Here is a 15758-nt window from a genome sequence, read left to right on the forward strand (position 1 = left end):
TGTGTGTCCGGCCGCGGGCGGACCAGGCGCGGAGTTATTTCACCATCATTGACAAAGGACAACATCCCCATGAAAACAAGAGCAGCGGTAGCGTGGCAGGCAGGCAAGCCCTTGACCATCGAGGAAGTCGAGCTGGGCGGCCCCAAGGCCGGCGAAGTGCTGGTTGAGATCAAGGCCACCGGCATTTGCCACACCGATTACTACACGCTGTCGGGCGCCGACCCGGAAGGGATCTTCCCCGCCATCCTGGGCCATGAAGGCGCCGGCGTGGTGGTCGATGTCGGCCCCGGCGTGAAGTCGCTGAAAAAGGATGACCACGTCATCCCGCTGTACACCCCGGAATGCCGCGAATGCAAGTTCTGCCTCTCGCAAAAGACCAACCTGTGCCAGGCCATCCGCGCCACCCAGGGCCGCGGCCTGATGCCGGACGCCACCAGCCGCTTCTCGCTGGACGGCAAGCCGCTGTTCCATTACATGGGCACCTCCACCTTCTCCAACTACATCGTGGTGCCCGAGATCGCCCTGGCCAAGATCCGTTCCGATGCCCCCTTCGACAAGGTCTGCTACATCGGCTGCGGCGTCACCACCGGCGTGGGCGCGGTGCTGTTCACCGCCAAGGTGGAGGCGGGCGCCAATGTGGTGGTGTTCGGCCTGGGCGGCATCGGCCTGAACGTGATCCAGGCGGCCAGGATGGTGGGCGCCAACAAGATCATCGGCGTCGACCTGAACCCGGCGCGCGAAGCCATGGCGCGCAAGTTCGGCATGACCGACTTCATCAATCCCAAGGACGTGCCCAACGTGGTCGACGCCATCATCGGCCTGACCGACGGCGGCGCCGACTACAGCTTCGAATGCATCGGCAACACCACCACCATGCGCCAGTCGCTGGAGTGCTGCCACAAGGGCTGGGGCCAGTCCATCATCATCGGCGTGGCGGCGGCCGGCCAGGAGATTTCCACCCGTCCGTTCCAGCTGGTGACCGGCCGCGTCTGGAAGGGTTCGGCCTTCGGCGGCGCGCGCGGCCGCACCGACGTGCCCAAGATCGTCGACTGGTACATGGAAGGCAAGCTCAACATCGACGACCTGATCACCCACAAGCTGCCGCTGGAGCGCATCAATGAAGGCTTCGACCTGATGAAGAGCGGCGAGTCGATCCGCTCGGTGGTCGAGTTCTGATGAAAGGAACGGGCATGCTGGAGACCATCAGCGAGCACGGCTGCTTCGGCGGCGTCCAGGGCTACTATCGCCACGAATCGGCGGAGATCGGCCTGCCGATGCGCTTCTCGGTGTTCGTCCCGCCGCAGGCCGGGGCCGGCGGCAAGCTGCCGGTGCTGTTCTACCTGGCCGGCCTGACCTGCACCGAGGAAACCTTCATGATCAAGGCCGGCGCGCAGCGCGTGGCGGCCGAGTTGGGGATCATCCTGGTGACGCCGGACACCAGTCCGCGCGGCGCCGGCATCGAAGGCGAGAGCGATAGCTGGGACTTCGGCGCAGGCGCGGGTTTTTACGTCGATGCCACCCAGGCGCCGTGGGAGAAGAACTACCGCATGTATTCGTACGTGGTGCATGGCCTGCGCCAGGCCATCCTGCGCGAATTCCCGGCCGACCCGCAACGCATCGGCATCTTCGGCCATTCGATGGGCGGCCACGGGGCGCTGGTGCTGGCGCTGCGCAACCGCGACATCTATCGCTCGGTGTCGGCGTTCGCGCCGATTGCCGCGCCCAGCCAATGCCCGTGGGGCCATAAGGCGTTCGGCAATTACCTGGGCGCCGATCGCCAGGCGTGGAAGGCCTACGACGCCAGCGAACTGATGCGCGGACTGCGTTCGCCATTCCCGCAAGGCATCCTGGTCGACCAGGGGCTGGCCGACCAATTCCTGGCCGGGCAATTGCTGCCCGAGCAGTTCGAGGCGGCTTGCCAGGCGGCGCGGCAGCCGCTGACGCTACGCCGCCATGAGGGCTATGACCACGGGTATTACTTCATCCAGAGCTTCATGGAAGACCATCTGCGCTTCCATCATGGCATCCTGACCCGCTAAATCCCTGGCTGGCCTGCCATGCCGTTCAGTTAATCCTTCCCTCTGCAACTCGTCGTCCCGGCGAAGGCCGGGATCCAGTGTCTTTCGTTGTGCCTCAATGGCCGTTGGACGACACTGGACCCTGACTTTCGTCAGGGCGACGGAGAAAGATTTCGAATTAACTGAACGGCATTACTGGCTGGCCTGGGTCTTTTCTGCCAGCACCTTCCTCAGATAAACGCGTCCGTGACAATGTGCTGCCCCAGCATGAAGGCATCGGCGACATGCCGCAGCGGCGCCACATCCACATCCGACGCTTTGCCGCGGATCAGCTGGCTGAAGTACCGGTAGAGCGAGGGATACTCGCCCTCGGCCGCCAGCGCGCACTGGGCGCCGTCGATCCACAGCTCGTGGCCTCCCTTCTTCAGGTGCAGGTGGCTGCTGTCGGTATCGATGACGATGTCCCAGGTCTGCTCACCGGTCTGGCGCCAGTCGAAATCGGCCTGCACCTCCGTGCCCGCCGCATCGGTGAAGGCCAGCCGCGCCGCGATCGGCGTTTGCCTGTTGGCCGGCACTTCCAGGGCCGCCTTGGTCAGGAAGACCATTTCCGGCAGGATTTCCGTCACGATCGACAGGGCATTGATGCCCGGATCGAACACGCCCAGCCCGCCCGGTTGCCAGATCCATTCCTGGTCGGGATGCCAGTGGCGCACGTCTTCGCGCCAGATCACCTGGACCCGGCGCGGGCGATGTTCTTGCAGGTGGCGTTTGACCGCCTGCACGGCCGGCGCATGGCGCGAGTGCCAGCTGGCCAGCATGGTCACGCCGTGTTCCGCTGCCAGCGCCTTGAGCGACTCGACTTCGGACAGGGTGGCGCCGGGCGGCTTTTCCAGGAATACATGCTTGCCGGCGCAGATCGCCTGGCGCGCCGCTTCGTAGCGGTATTGCGGCGGCATGCACAGGGAGATGGCGTCGATGCGGATATCCGCGGCCAGCATCTCGGCCATGGTCTTGTAGGCGCGCACGCCCTCGATGCTGTGGTTGCGGCTGGCCGTGGCCGCCAGCGCATAGTCGGCATTGCCGCGAATGGCCGGAACGTGCTGGTCGTGGACGATCTTTCCGACGCCAGCGATGGCAAGTTGAATGGGATCCATATTGTCCTTGTTGTTGAGTCAGTCGCGAGGGATTACCAGCGTTGATGCACGTAGGGCGCGATGTCGTCCAGGTACAGCTGCCGCAGGGCCTGCATGAGCGGCGCCGGGATCTCCGGCAGCGCGCTGGCGGCGCTGTTGGATTGCGCCTGCTGCACGTTGCGCGCGCCGGGGATGACAGTGCTCACGCCGCTTTCCATGAGGATCCAGCGCAGCGCGAACTGCGCCATCGGTACATCCTGCGGCGCCAGCCGGCGGATCTTTTCCACCGCCGCCAGCGCCACCTCATAGGGTACACCGGAGAAGGTCTCGCCGACATCGAAGGCTTCGCCATTGCGGTTGAAGTGGCGATGGTCATCGGCGGCAAAGGTGGTGTGCGCCGACATCTTGCCGCTCAGCAGGCCCGAGGCCAGCGGCACGCGCGCGATGATGGCGACGTTGCGGCGCTGCGCTTCGCGCATCAGCAGGGCGCTGGGACGCTGGCGGAAGATGTTGAAGATGATCTGGATCGAGGCGACGTTGGGATACTCCAGCGCCTTGAGGGCTTCTTCCACTTTCTCGACCGAGACGCCGTAGTGGCGGATCTTGCCGGCGGCGACCAGCTCATCCATGGCGCCGAAGACTTCCTGCCGGTAATAGACTTCGGTGGGCGGGCAATGCAGCTGGACCAGGTCCAGGCAATCCACCTCCAGGTTGGCCAGCGAGCGTTCGACGAAGGCTTGCAGGTTCTCTTTCGTGTAGCCGTCGGCGACATGGGGCGAGAGCCGGCGGCCGGCCTTGGTGGCGACGAAGGGGCGCGCGCCGCCGCGCTCCTTGAGCACCTGGGCGATGAGCTGTTCCGAGCGGCCGTCGCCATAGACATCGGCGGTATCGATGAAGCTCACGCCGCTATCGAGCGCCGCGTGCAGGGCGGCCTTGGCATCCTGGCTGGAGACGTCGCCCCAGGAGCCGCCGATGGCCCAGGCGCCGAAGCCGATTTCCGATACCGCCGCGCCGGTGCGGCCGAACTGTCTTGATTTCATGTTGCTTGCTCCTTTGCGTTGGCATTGCATGGATCGCCTTGCACGGCATGCCGAGGCCGATCCATGGCAGACCGTCATTTATACCGCTTCATACGCGCGCGCGAGGATGGTTTAAGATGATTCACATTAATTTTTATAGTGAACGTAATTCATCCATGTCCCTCCTCGATCACATCGACTTTTCGGACCTGCGCATCTTCGTCACCATCCTGCGCACCGGCAGTTTCAAGGCCGCGGCGATCCAGCTGGGCCTGACGCCATCGGCCGCCAGCCATGCGATGAAACGGCTGGAAGAAAGGCTCTCGACGCAGCTGCTGTACCGCTCCAGCCGGGCGGTGGCGCCCACGGCTGCCGGGGCGGAGCTGGCGCAGCGCCTGGAGGAGGGCTTCGAGAAGATCGGCGCCGCACTGGGCAGCCTGGACAGCGCCGTGCTCGGCAGCCTGGGCCAGTTGCGCATCAATGTCTTCGCCGATGCGGCGCATCTGCTGATCGAGCCGGCCATTCCCGAATTCGTCCGGCAATGCCCGCAGGTCAAGCTGACGGTGGTGGTCGATGACAAGCCCATCGATATCATCGGCGAAGGCTATGACGCGGGAATCCGCTATGGGCATTACGTGCCCGAGGGCATGGCGACGGCGCCGCTCACGCGCGCGCAGCGCTGGGTGGCGGCGGCCTCGCCGGCTTATCTGGAGCGGCATGGGCGTCCGCAGGCGCTGGAAGAGCTGGCCGGCCACAACTGCATCCAGCTGCTGCTGGGCGACAACTCCAGCTACAAGTGGGAATTCGGCAAGGGGAAAAACAGCCGGCGCCTGCGTGTGCCGGGGCTGGTGACGATCAACAATACGGCCGCCACGATTGCGGCCGCCAGGGCGGGAGTAGGCATTGCCTACCTGCTGGAGGGAAGAATCAGGAAGGAACTGGAAGAGGGCGCGCTGGAGGTGGTGCTGCCCGAGTGGGCCGCGCCCAGCGAGCCTTTCCATATGTACTACAGCAGCCGGCGCCATGCGCATCCGGCCTTGCGCAAGCTGATCGACATCGTCCGGCTGCAGAACGGACTGGCCAGGCTGCGTTGAGCGCCTGGCCGGTCCGTGCGGCCATCAGTGCGCCGCCGAGGCTTCGGCGGCGCCGGCGCCGCCCTTGGACGGCTTGATGATCCAGATCAGCGGGATGATCGCCAGGAAGATCAGCGCCGACACATAGAAGATGTCGTTGATCCCCAGCATCGCCGCCTGGAACGTGATGGTGCGCTCGATCATGCCGGCCGTCTGCTGCTGGTCCAGGCCCAAGAGGCTGCTGATGTTGCCCACCGATTGCTGCAGCCAGGGGCTGTACGGCGTGGCATGCTCGGTCAACTGCGCGTGATGCATGATGGAGCGGTTGTTCCAGGCGGTGGTCGAGATCGAGGTGCCGACCGCGCCGCAGAACACGCGCACGAAGGACGACAGGCCGGCCGCGGCCGGAATCCGTTCCGGCGGCAGGCCCGACAGCAGCAGCACCGTCAGCGGCACGAAGAACATCGCCGTCGGGATGCCCTGCAGCAGGGTCGGCATGATCACCGTCCACTGGTCGACATCGAGGTTGTAGCGCGAGCGCAGCCAGAACACCAGGGCGAAGCCGATGAAGGAAGCGGTCGCCACCTTGCGCGCATCCACCAGCGGCAGGAAGCGCCCGATCAACGGCATCAGGATCACCGCGAAGATGCCGATCGGCGCGGTCGACAGGCCGGAGTCGATCGAACGGTAGCCCAGGTATTGCTGCAGCCATTGCGGCAGGATCACCAGGTTGCCGAAGAACACGCCGTAGCCGATCGAGATGGCGATGGTGCCGCCGGCGAAATTGCGCCGGCCGAACAGCCGCAGGTCCACCACCGGGTGGTCGTTGTTGAGCTCCCACACGATGAAGTAGGCGAAGGCCACGGCCGCGATGATGGCCAGGGTGACGATGGTGGACGAGGAGAACCAGTCCAGGTCCTTGCCCTTGTCGAGCATGATCTGGAAGGCCGCTACCCAGGTCACCAGCAGCGCCAGCCCGATCTTGTCGATCGGCAGCTTGTGGGTCGGGGTTTCGCGCGAGCGGTAGATGGCCAGCGTGACCCCGGCCGCGACCAGGCCCACCGGCACGTTGATGTAGAAGATCCACGGCCAGGTATAGCTGTCGGTGATCCAGCCGCCCAGGGCGGGTCCTGCCACCGGCGCCACCACCGCCGTCATGCCCCATAGCGCCAGCGCGAACGAAGACTTGGATTTGGGGTAGGCCCCCAGCAGCAGCGACTGCGACAGCGGCACCATCGGCCCCGCCACCAGGCCTTGCAGCACGCGCGCGGCCAGCAGGATGGGCAGGGTCGGCGCCAGCCCGCACAGCCACGACGCCAGCACGAACAGCAGCACCGAGGTGACGAACAGGCGCACCGCGCCCACGCGCTGGGTCAGCCAGCCGGTCAGGGGAATGGAGATCGCATTGGCCGCCGCGAACGAAGTGATCACCCAGGTGCCCTCGTCGACGGAAACGCCGAGGTTGCCCGAAATGGTGGGGATCGCCACGTTCGCGATCGACGAATCGAGCACGTTCATGAACACCGCCAGCGATACCGACAGCGTGCCCAGCACCAGGTTGGCGCCGGTCAGCGGTGGTGGCGGTGTATAGGGAGTAGGGCTGTTCGCCATAAATGATTCGGGTACGGTTCAGGTCAGGTCTTGCAAATCAGGTATGCGGCACGGCCACGGATGCCTTGCCCTTTTTCTGCATCGACAGCCCGCCGGCGTTGTCGCCGATGATGCGCTCGACGATGGCGTCGGCCTGCTTGCCCAGGTCGTCGTAGACGCTGGTCTGGTAGTTGGCCGGGGCGTTTTCCAGCTGCTTGCCGTCGCCGTGGATATCAACCGTGGCGGTGGTGGACAGGCCGATGCGCAGCGGATGCGCGCGCACCTGCTCGGGGTCGAGCGCGATGCGCACCGGCACCCGCTGCACCACCTTGATCCAGTTGCCGGTGGCGTTCTGCGCCGGCAGCAGCGAGAACGCGCCGCCGGTGCCGGCCGAGAAGCCGACCACGGTACCCTTGTACTTCACGTCGGAGCCGTAGACGTCGGCCACCACTTCAACCGGCTGGCCGATGCGGATGTGTTTGATCTGGCCTTCCTTGAAGTTGGCGTCGATCCAGATCTGTTCCAGCGGCACGATGGCCATCAGCGGGTTGCCGGCGGCGATGCGCTGGCCGACTTGCACCGAGCGCTTGGAGACGAAGCCCGACACCGGCGCCACGATATTGACGCGGGCGTAGTTCAGGTAGGCGTTGCGCACGGCGCTGGCGGCTTGCTGCACGTTGGGGTGCTCGGTCACGCTGGTGTGGTCGGTCAGCGCGCGGTTGGCGGCGGCGGCGGCGCGCGCCTGGTCGAGGGCGGCGGTGGCGCTCTTGAAGGCGTCGCGGGCGTGCGAGACGTCTTCGGTCGATACCGCGCCCGAGGCCAGGCCGGCCTGGCGGCGCTGCAGGTCGTCCTTGGCGCGCGCCAGGTTCGATTCGGCGGCAGCCACATTGGCGGCCAGCGTGTCGTTGTTGAGGAACAGCTGGCGGGTCTGGCGCACGGCCTGGGCCAGCGCGGCTTCGGCCTGCGACAGCGCCAGCCTGGTGTCGGCCGCATCCAGCGTCACGAGCTGCTGGCCGGCGCTGACCAGTTGGGTATCGTCGGCCTTGATGGCAGTGACGGTGCCGCCGACCTGGGCGGAAATCTGCACGATGTTGCCGCCGACGTAGGCATCGTCGGTCTCTTCGAAGAAGCGGCCGTGCAGGAACCAGTACAGGAAGCAGATGGCGGCGACGATGAGCAGGGCCAGCGTCAGCAGGAACAACTGGCGCTTGCGCTTGCCGTTGCCATTTCCGTTGGCCTTGCCATTACCGTTGCCGTTGGCGTTTTGGGTGGTGCTTTCACTCATGGATTACTCCGTTTGATTTTCTTCGTAGCGGTTGTCTGGCTGCGCCGTCCTGGCCGGCACAGCGGGCCTGCCGCCGGCCGGATGGATGAGAGTCCGGCGGCAGGCCATGTCAGGTTTGCATTCAGGGTTGTTGCGGCTGTCCCGATCCGGGCTTGCCGGCCAGCGCCAGGCCGGCCTGCTGGGCCTCGAAGCCGCCGCCCAGCGCCTTGTACAGCGCCACCTGCTGGTCGCGGCGCGCCGCTTCCAGGCTGACCATGGCCTGGCGCTGCGCCAGTACCCCGGTTTCGGCGGATAGCAGCGTGAGTTGCGACGCCAGGCCGATGCGATAGCGTTCCCTGGCCAGGTCGTAGGCGCGCTCGGCCGCTTCCAGCGCTTCGCGGCGGATCGGCAACTGGCGCTCGGTGGAGTGGATCGAGGCGATCTGGCGCGCCACGTCGGCATAGGCGTCGTTGACGGCCTTGTTATAGGTCGCCACGGCCAGGTCGTAATTGGCGTACTCGCCCTTGAGGCCGGCGCGCAGGGCGCCGCCTTCGAAGATCGGCAGGCTGATGGCCGGTCCGAAGGCGATCGACTTGCTGGCCGCGGTGAACGGATTGGTATTGAGCAGGGTGTCGAAGCCGATGGCCGCGCTCAGGTTGATGTCGGGATAAAAGCGCGACTTGGCCACGTCGATGCCCTGGGACGCAGCCTCCACCTGCCAGCGCGCGGCCACGATGTCGGGGCGGCGGCCCAGCAGGTTCAGGGGCAGGTCGGCCGGCAGGCCGGGCGTGGCGAGCCGGGTCATCTGCGGCGCGGCCAGTTGCAGGCCGCGGTCGGGGCCGCGGCCGGTGAGGGCGCCCAGCTGCTGCCGGATCAGCGTTATCTGGCCTTCGCTTTGCTCAAGCTGGGCGCGGGCGTCGGCGCTGCTGCTGCGCGACTGGTTGCGTTCGATCTGGGTATCCAGGCCGGTGCGCACGCGCTCGATGGTGATCTTTTGCAGCGCTTCGCGCTGGTCGACGGTGCGCTGCAGGATATCGTGCAGCGCATATTGCGCCGCCAGCTGGCTGTAGGCCGAGACGATCGAGGCGGTCAGCGCCAGGCGCGCTTCCTGCCCGCTGGCTTCGGCCGCCTTTTCGCTGGAGATGGCTTGCGCCAGCGCGGCATGGTTCTTGTTCCACAGGTCGAGTTCGTAGCCGATGTTGAGCATCGCCTTCTTCTCGTTGTACCAGTTGCCGCCATACGGCTCGGGATAGATCGTGGTGCTGGAGAACTGGTTGCGGATCACCGAGGCGTCGGCCGTGACCGTGGGCAGCAACGGCGCGCCGCGGGTCTCGGCCAGGGCGCCGGCGGCGGCGATGCGCGCCTGCGCCTGTTGCAGGTTGGGGCTGGAGGCCAGCGCTTCTTCGATCAGGGCATTGAGTTGCGGATCGCCGAATTGCCTGACCCAGTCGCTGCCGGGCCATTGGCCGGTGTTTTGCTGCTGCGGATCGGACAAGCTGCGCTGCGTGGCAAAATCGCTTGCCTGGGCGATGTGCCGGTCGCTGCCGATGCCGCTGAAACTGGCGCAACCGGACAGGCCCAGCAGGCCGATCATGGCGGCGCAAGCGGCGATCGCCCGCGGCCGGAGGGCGGGCGACATGGTGCGTTTCATAGAATTCTCCACGTTGAAAATTTTTGGCGATGCGAGTTTCTTGGGGATCTCGTATAACGGTTTTGCCCCGCCTGGCCCGGCGTTGCCGCATCGGGCGCTGGAGCAGGCGCGGCGGGGAAGTCCTGCTGCCCGCGCCGATCGACGCGAGCCCGCCGCGCATGCTGGCGAGTAAAAACTCATTTTTGTATTATACTCTGAGATACGAACAATAACTCATGTTGCGAATCCGCGTCGGAGACGGCGGATTCCTCACTGAAGCGGAAAATGAAACTGCAACCTCGCAAAGAACCTCGCCAGGCACGCTCCCGTGCGATGGTCGACACTATCCTTGATGCCATGTCGCGCGTGCTGGTCGAGCGCGGCTACGCCAAGACCAATACCAATCTCGTGGCCGAGTCGGCCGGCATCAGCGTCGGCTCGCTGTACCAGTACTTCCCCAACAAGGACGCCCTGATCTTCGCGCTGCGCGAACGCCATGTCACGCGCATGCTGGCGCTGTTCGAAGACGTGGCCGCGCACATCGACGGCGCCGGTTCGCTGCAGAGCGACTTCGAGGCGCTGATCGACGCGCTGGTCGCCGCCCACCTGGTCGAGCCCGAACTCAACCGCATCCTGGAAGAAGAGTTTCCCGCCTACAACCTGCCGGTCTCCACCGAAATCCGCCAGCGCTTCTTCGACGCCATCCGCGGCGTGCTGGAGAAGCATCGCGGCAGCATCACCACGCCCGACCTGGACGTGGCGACCTTCGTCTTGCAGCGCATGCTCAAGGCGCTGATCAACGCCGTCGTGCTGACCGGCCCCGGCGGCCTGTCCGCCGGCAGCGTGCGCCCGGAAATCCTGCCGGCCGTGATCGGCTACCTGACCGCGTCGCGCAGTTAGCACCTGTTGTTAGGGCCAGTTGTTAGAGCCTGTTGTCAGGAAAAATATTTTTCCCGGACTGGAATAATCGGGGATGGTTGGCGTATACCGAGTCAGGGTATGGCACATCGCGTAACCCAGTTAAGAACCTGTTCAACGCCTCGGCGGGAGTTGGGCAGGTTCTTTGAAAGGAAAATGACATGAGACTGCTTGCAACTTCCCTGGTAGCGCTGGCTTGCGCCACCGTTTCATTGGGCGCATCGGCGCAGGGCGCCGGCGTGAAAGCCATGGGCGGCATATTGGTAGACAGCAAGGGGATGACCGTCTACACCTTCGACAAGGACACCGCCAACAGCGGCAAGAGCGTCTGCAACGGCCCTTGCGCCAAGGCATGGCCGCCGGTGGCGCCGATGGGCACGCCGGCCGCGCCGTATTCCAGCATCACCCGCGACGACGGCAGCGCCCAGCTGGCCTATGACGGCAAGCCGCTGTACCTGTACGAAAAAGACCAGAAACCGGGCGAGCGCGCCGGCGACAACTTCAAGGACATCTGGCACGTGGTCAAGCAATAAGCCCGACCCGGGCCGTTCCCTTCCACCTCATATGTTCGGACGCAAAGCCCGGCAGGAACCGGCGCGGCAGGCCGACGAGCAACTGATGCTCGCCTGCCTGCCGCGTTTGCGCCGCTACGCCCGCGCGTTGCTGGGCGAGCGCAGCGCCGCCGACGACCTGGTGCAGGACACCCTGGAGCGCGGTTGGGAAAAGCTGGCCTCATGGCAGCGCAGCGATGACATGCGTCCCTGGCTGTTTGCCATCATGCACAACCTGTATGTGGACCAGCGCCGCCGGCCCGCGCTGGCCATGGTCGGGCTGGACGAGATGGAGCTGCCTGAATCCGGCGCGATGCCGGCCGACCACGGCCTGGCATTGGACCTGGAGGCGGCGTTGCGCCTGTTGCCCGCAGGGCAGCGCGAAACCCTGCTGCTGGTGGTGCTGGAAGATATGTCCTACGAACAGGCGGCGACGGCGCTCGGCGTCCCGGTGGGGACGGTGATGTCGCGCCTGTCGCGCGGCCGCGAGCGTTTGCGCCTGCTGATGGATGGCGGTGCGCACGGGGCCGGGCCGGCGTCGTTGAAGGTGGTGAAATGAAATCCTCGGCAATCAGCGAAAACGACCTGCAGGCCTATATCGACGGCCAGTTGCCGGCTGCGCGCCAGCGCGAGGTTGCCGACTGGCTGGAGCGCGACCCCGCGCATCAGGAAACGCTGGAGCGCGTGCACGCCTACCGGCGGCAAAACGCCGCGCTGCATGCCTTGTATGACGAGGTGCTGGACGAAGCCATCCCTGCGCGCTTAACCGGGGCGGCACGCGCCAATCCCGCCGGCGCGGCGAACTACGCCTCCTGGCTGCGTTATGCCGCGATGCTGGCATTGGTGCTGGCCGGCGGCGCCGGCGGCTGGCTGCTGCGCGATGCCGCCCAGGATGGGGCGATGCAATGGCTGCCCGGTATGCACGCCCGGCTGGCGGCGGTGGCGCCGATCACCCTGGCGCGCCAGGCGGCGGTGGCGCATAGCGTCTACAGCCCCGACCTGCGGCGTCCGGTCGAAGTCGGCGCCGACCAGGAGCAGGCGCTGGTCACCTGGCTGTCGCGCCGCATCGGCGCCAATGTGCGTGCGCCCAAGCTGGCGCCGCTGGGCTACGACCTGATCGGCGGCCGCTTGCTGCCGGGGCAGAGCGGGCCGGTGGCGCAGTTCATGTACCAGGATGCCGGCGGCCAGCGCTTGACCTTGTATGTTTCGCGCGACCAGGTGCAAAGCCGGGGAACGGGTTTCCGTTTCGCCCAGGAAGGCAAGGTCAACGTGTTTTACTGGATCGACGGCCAGTTCGGCTATGCGCTTTCGGGCGGCATTGCGCGCAATGAACTCTCGCGCATCGCCAGCTCGGTCTACGCGCAATTGGAAACGGCGCCGCCTGCGGCCGATTGAGCGATGCGCCGTCCTTACGGCTGGCGCGCCTCGTCGGCGGCGCCGTTCGCCGCTTGCGGCGCATCCTTGGGCGGCCAGAAGAATTCCCCCGGCTTTTTCAGGAAACGCTGCGACAAGGCCTTGAGCAGCTTGCCGCCCTGGCGGAAACGCACCTGCCTTGAGCGCAGCGCCACGAACAGCGCCAGCCCGAAACTCACCCACAGGTTGACCGCGCCCACCGCCAGCACGCCTGCCGCCGACAGCACGAACACCTTGACCCCGACGCCCCATTGCAGCGCCTCCATGGCGATGGCCAGGTTGGCGGCGGAAAAGGTGATGTGGCGGATGTCGATCGGCAGGCCGAGCAGGAAGCCGATGGTGCCGATCGTGCCCAGCATGATGCCGAAGTAGAAATTCCCCATCAGGCCGCCCAGGCCGGTTTCCAGATAATCCCCCAGCCGCCGCGCGCGACGCTGGCCGATGATGGCGGTCAGCCAGCGCGCCCGCACCACGCGCTGCGACATGCGGGTATAGAGCGCCTTGTTGTCGTAGTAGCCCGAGATCAGACCGGCCAGGAACAGGCAGACGCCGGCGATGGCGGCGTGGAACAGCGCCAGGCTGCCGATCGGGTTGAGGTCGTGCAGCAGGTGGGCGGCCTTGTCGGCGTCGACGAAGTGCGAGCCGGTCAGGCGGAAATACCCGGTCACCAGCAGGTAAGCCATCGGGAAGGCCAGCGTCAGGTTGCCCAGCACCGCGATGAACTGGGTGCGGAACACCTGCACGATGATGTCGACCAGGCTTTGGATGTCGATGTTGCGGCTGTCGCCGCTGCGGTGCAGGGCAGCGGCGATGCGCGAGGCGGTCATGGCCGGCTGCTTGGTGGCCACGGTGAAATGCAGCACGTGGATCAGCATGAAACCCAGCGAATAATTCAAGCTGAACAGGAAAGCCTCCACCAGCGGCGCCGCATGCAGTTCGGAAAACAGGATCTTGATCAGCGCCATGAAGCCGATGATGAAGCCGGCGCCAGCGGCCGAGCGGTACATGGCGCCGAATTCGCGGCGGTTCTCGGCGATGTAGTGCTCGCCGGTGCGGCTGGCGTTTTCGGTGATATTGCGCGCCAGCAGGTTGATGTTGCCGGCCAGCAGTCCGCGGATGGTGTACTTGCGGTTGTGCGCCTCCACCAGCTCCATCGCCAGCGCGAAGCCGGTGCGGCGTTTTTCCTGCGCATCCCCGCCGGCGTCGGGCTCGGCCAAGGCCAGCAACTGGCGCAGGCGCAACAGGTTCTGTTCCAGGCGCAGCAGGCGGTAGGTGAGCGAGACGCTGGTGCCGAGGCGCAGCGCATGCTTGCGGATCTTGTCGACCACCTCCTGGCACTGGTCCAGCAGCACCAGCACATGCCGCGCATCCTCCATCGGCGCGGTCTCGTCCTGCAGGCGGCGGCGGTAGCTTTCCATCCAGGCATGCAGCTCCACGTTTTGCATCAGGAACGGCGATTCGAAAGCCTTGACGTCGCTGTAGATGCGGATCAGCTCCGGTTCCGTGCCGATGGCGCTGATGCGGTAGGACAGCACCTGGATTGCCTGCAGCAATTCAGTCAGCGTCTTGCCCCGGTCCGGCTGGCCGGCGCCGGGCGGCAAGGCCGGCGTTGGCTCCGCCGCGGCGATGGTTTGCCACAGCGCATCCCACGTTTCGAATGGGATGGCCTGCAACCACAGGTGATCGCGTGCATCGGGGAAAACGATATCCAGGCAATCCTGCAGGTTGCGCTCATCCAGCGCCGGCGGCAGCACGCGATAGGCGAAGCGCCGACGCAGCTCATGGAAGAAGCCATCGTTGGAGAGGATGCCGGTGTCCGTGTAGAGGCTGGCCTGGCGCCGTACCGACAGCAGATGCAGGAGGTGGGTGCGCAACGCCGCCGCGTAGTGCGCGTTGTCATGCAGCAGCAGCGTGAGCGTCTGCACCCGGCCCAGCGCCGAAGCCGGATCGCCGTTGCGCCCCGGGCGCAGGCAGGCGACCAGTTCGGCGATGCCGGAGAGATCGGTGGACAGCGGGGCGGAGGCAATTTTTTCGAGGGCAGGCAGCATGAAGTCTTCGTCGGGGAAAAGGGCAAGTCTAGCGGCGAAGTTTACCGCGCCCAACCTCCCGGAAAATTAACATCTGAAAATTAAGGTAAGGACGATGCAATCGCGGTTAAGACTTCGATGGCGCTTGCCGCTAACACATGTGGTCATTGGGTAAAGAACACGCTTGCATGCTTGCCAGATCGGGGAGGAGGCATACATGCGGCGGGCAAGCTTTGCGCGATGGCACCCTGTTGCATATCAATCAAGGAGTTCTCATGGAGATGGCAACGATTGCCAGCGGGGCGGCAACCGCCTGGCTGGCCGACAAGGCGGCGCAGTCCGTCGGCGTGGATTTGACCAAGGTCGCCAAGAATGTGGCGAACGACGTGGTCGATACCGTGGGGGCGGTTCTCCGCCTGCCAGCCAATATCAATATAGGCCGCATCATCAACACCATCGCCTAGTCGCCTGGGCATGCTATGCGCAGCAGTCGGGCGCATGCGCTTGGATCGCATCCTCCGGGATGCGATTTTTTTTGCTGTGCTTGATTATTTTTCAATATTTCCTAATTGAAATACTTGGGGCGCCATGAAAAGAATTCCCTTTATTTCTTTAAAATGATTGATTGATGTAAAGAAACGGGTTTGAATGCCGTTATATGGATGACTGCCTGCCTGAAGCCGGCCGGCAGTGATCTTGTCCTCAAAAGGAGTGGTTCATGGATGTTACTCAAATTGCTTCGGTGGCAACCAACCTGGCCTCGGCGCAAACCTCCGATGCGGTCAACATGCTGGTGCTCAAGAAAGCCTTGAATACACAGGCTGCAGCCGCAATCGGGCTGCTGCAGGCACTGCCGCAGTTGTCGGCCAATCCGAATATCGGGCGGAACGTGAATACGACCGCCTGAGCAGTTGTCGTCGGGTTTGGGAAATCGCAGCCTTCGGGCTGTAATGCCGTTCAGTTAAGCGCTGAACGGCATTTTTGTTTGTGGAGGTTTGTGGAGTCCAGACTCCGTTCGCCCTGAGTAGCTGCGCAGCAGCGTATCGAAGGGCAGGCAAGGCCGCTGATGCCAGCACGCTGGCTTCGAACGGCCTTGGCGGGCCTACTCAGCCCGAACGGGTT

The 15758-nt window shown here is 65.1% G+C and carries 15 protein-coding genes; 9 read left to right on the forward strand and 6 right to left on the reverse strand.

Going from position 1 to position 15758, the window contains the following annotated elements:
- Positions 1-69 precede the first annotated feature (69 nt).
- Both FB597_RS03775 and fghA read left to right on the forward strand, forming a co-directional pair.
- Complete coding sequence (locus FB597_RS03775; protein WP_144768140.1) at positions 70-1176, forward strand: S-(hydroxymethyl)glutathione dehydrogenase/class III alcohol dehydrogenase; 1107 nt, start codon at positions 70-72, stop codon at positions 1174-1176.
- Positions 1177-1190: 14 nt separating this feature from the next.
- Positions 1191-2039, forward strand: a complete 849-nt coding sequence (gene fghA / locus FB597_RS03780; RefSeq protein ID WP_144768142.1) for an S-formylglutathione hydrolase — start codon at positions 1191-1193, stop codon at positions 2037-2039.
- A 209-nt stretch (positions 2040-2248) separates the two neighbouring features.
- Here fghA and FB597_RS03785 read toward each other — a convergent pair whose 3' ends face one another.
- Together FB597_RS03785 and FB597_RS03790 are read right to left on the reverse strand one after the other, a co-directional pair.
- Positions 2249-3172, reverse strand: coding sequence for a Gfo/Idh/MocA family protein (locus FB597_RS03785; protein ID WP_144768145.1), 924 nt, complete (start codon positions 3170-3172; stop codon positions 2249-2251).
- A gap of 32 nt (positions 3173-3204) precedes the next feature.
- Positions 3205-4191: an aldo/keto reductase gene (locus tag FB597_RS03790; RefSeq protein ID WP_144768147.1), complete on the reverse strand. Its 987-nt coding sequence runs from the start codon at positions 4189-4191 to the stop codon at positions 3205-3207.
- A 155-nt stretch (positions 4192-4346) separates the two neighbouring features.
- Here FB597_RS03790 and FB597_RS03795 point away from each other — a divergent pair, with 155 nt between their 5' ends.
- On the forward strand, positions 4347-5264 hold the full coding sequence (locus FB597_RS03795; RefSeq protein ID WP_144768149.1) for a LysR family transcriptional regulator: 918 nt from the start codon (positions 4347-4349) through the stop codon (positions 5262-5264).
- 24 nt (positions 5265-5288) lie between these two features.
- Here the strand turns inward: FB597_RS03795 and FB597_RS03800 are convergent, their stop codons facing one another.
- The 3 genes from FB597_RS03800 to FB597_RS03810 all read right to left on the reverse strand — a co-directional run bounded on the left by FB597_RS03800 (position 5289) and on the right by FB597_RS03810 (position 9748).
- Positions 5289-6854, reverse strand: a complete 1566-nt coding sequence (locus FB597_RS03800) for a DHA2 family efflux MFS transporter permease subunit (protein WP_141916512.1) — start codon at positions 6852-6854, stop codon at positions 5289-5291.
- Positions 6855-6891: 37 nt separating this feature from the next.
- Positions 6892-8118 carry an HlyD family efflux transporter periplasmic adaptor subunit gene (locus FB597_RS03805; RefSeq protein ID WP_144768151.1) on the reverse strand — a complete coding sequence of 409 codons (1227 nt, stop codon included), beginning with the start codon at positions 8116-8118 and terminating at the stop codon, positions 6892-6894.
- Between the two features lie 121 nt (positions 8119-8239).
- Positions 8240-9748, reverse strand: a complete 1509-nt coding sequence (locus FB597_RS03810) for an efflux transporter outer membrane subunit (RefSeq protein WP_144768153.1) — start codon at positions 9746-9748, stop codon at positions 8240-8242.
- Positions 9749-10012: 264 nt separating this feature from the next.
- Here FB597_RS03810 and FB597_RS03815 point away from each other — a divergent pair, with 264 nt between their 5' ends.
- From FB597_RS03815 to FB597_RS03830, 4 genes are all read left to right on the forward strand, one after another.
- Positions 10013-10627 carry a TetR/AcrR family transcriptional regulator gene (locus FB597_RS03815; protein WP_144768155.1) on the forward strand — a complete coding sequence of 205 codons (615 nt, stop codon included), beginning with the start codon at positions 10013-10015 and terminating at the stop codon, positions 10625-10627.
- A 179-nt stretch (positions 10628-10806) separates the two neighbouring features.
- A complete protein-coding gene (locus FB597_RS03820; protein ID WP_141916521.1) occupies positions 10807-11178 on the forward strand; it encodes a hypothetical protein in 372 nt (123 codons plus the stop codon).
- 31 nt (positions 11179-11209) lie between these two features.
- Positions 11210-11755 (forward strand): RNA polymerase sigma factor, encoded by a 546-nt coding sequence (locus FB597_RS03825; RefSeq protein ID WP_144768157.1) that lies wholly within the window; start codon positions 11210-11212, stop codon positions 11753-11755.
- Positions 11752-12591: an anti-sigma factor gene (locus tag FB597_RS03830; protein ID WP_144768159.1), complete on the forward strand. Its 840-nt coding sequence runs from the start codon at positions 11752-11754 to the stop codon at positions 12589-12591. Before FB597_RS03825 ends, FB597_RS03830 begins: the two co-directional genes overlap by 4 nt.
- A gap of 14 nt (positions 12592-12605) precedes the next feature.
- On the opposite strand, the gene FB597_RS03835 is transcribed toward FB597_RS03830, so the two are convergent.
- The gene (locus FB597_RS03835; RefSeq protein ID WP_144768161.1) at positions 12606-14657 is read right to left on the reverse strand and encodes a site-specific recombinase; all 2052 of its coding nucleotides are present in this window, start codon (positions 14655-14657) and stop codon (positions 12606-12608) included.
- 254 nt (positions 14658-14911) lie between these two features.
- On the opposite strand from FB597_RS03835, the gene FB597_RS03840 reads away from it, so the two are divergent.
- Both FB597_RS03840 and FB597_RS03845 read left to right on the forward strand, forming a co-directional pair.
- Positions 14912-15100: a hypothetical protein gene (locus FB597_RS03840; protein ID WP_141916532.1), complete on the forward strand. Its 189-nt coding sequence runs from the start codon at positions 14912-14914 to the stop codon at positions 15098-15100.
- Positions 15101-15354: 254 nt separating this feature from the next.
- Positions 15355-15543 (forward strand): YjfB family protein, encoded by a 189-nt coding sequence (locus FB597_RS03845; RefSeq protein ID WP_144768163.1) that lies wholly within the window; start codon positions 15355-15357, stop codon positions 15541-15543.
- The last annotated feature ends 215 nt before the right edge of the window (positions 15544-15758 follow it).

The organism is Herbaspirillum sp. SJZ099, assembly GCF_007828355.1.
GTDB lineage: Bacteria > Pseudomonadota > Gammaproteobacteria > Burkholderiales > Burkholderiaceae_D > Herbaspirillum.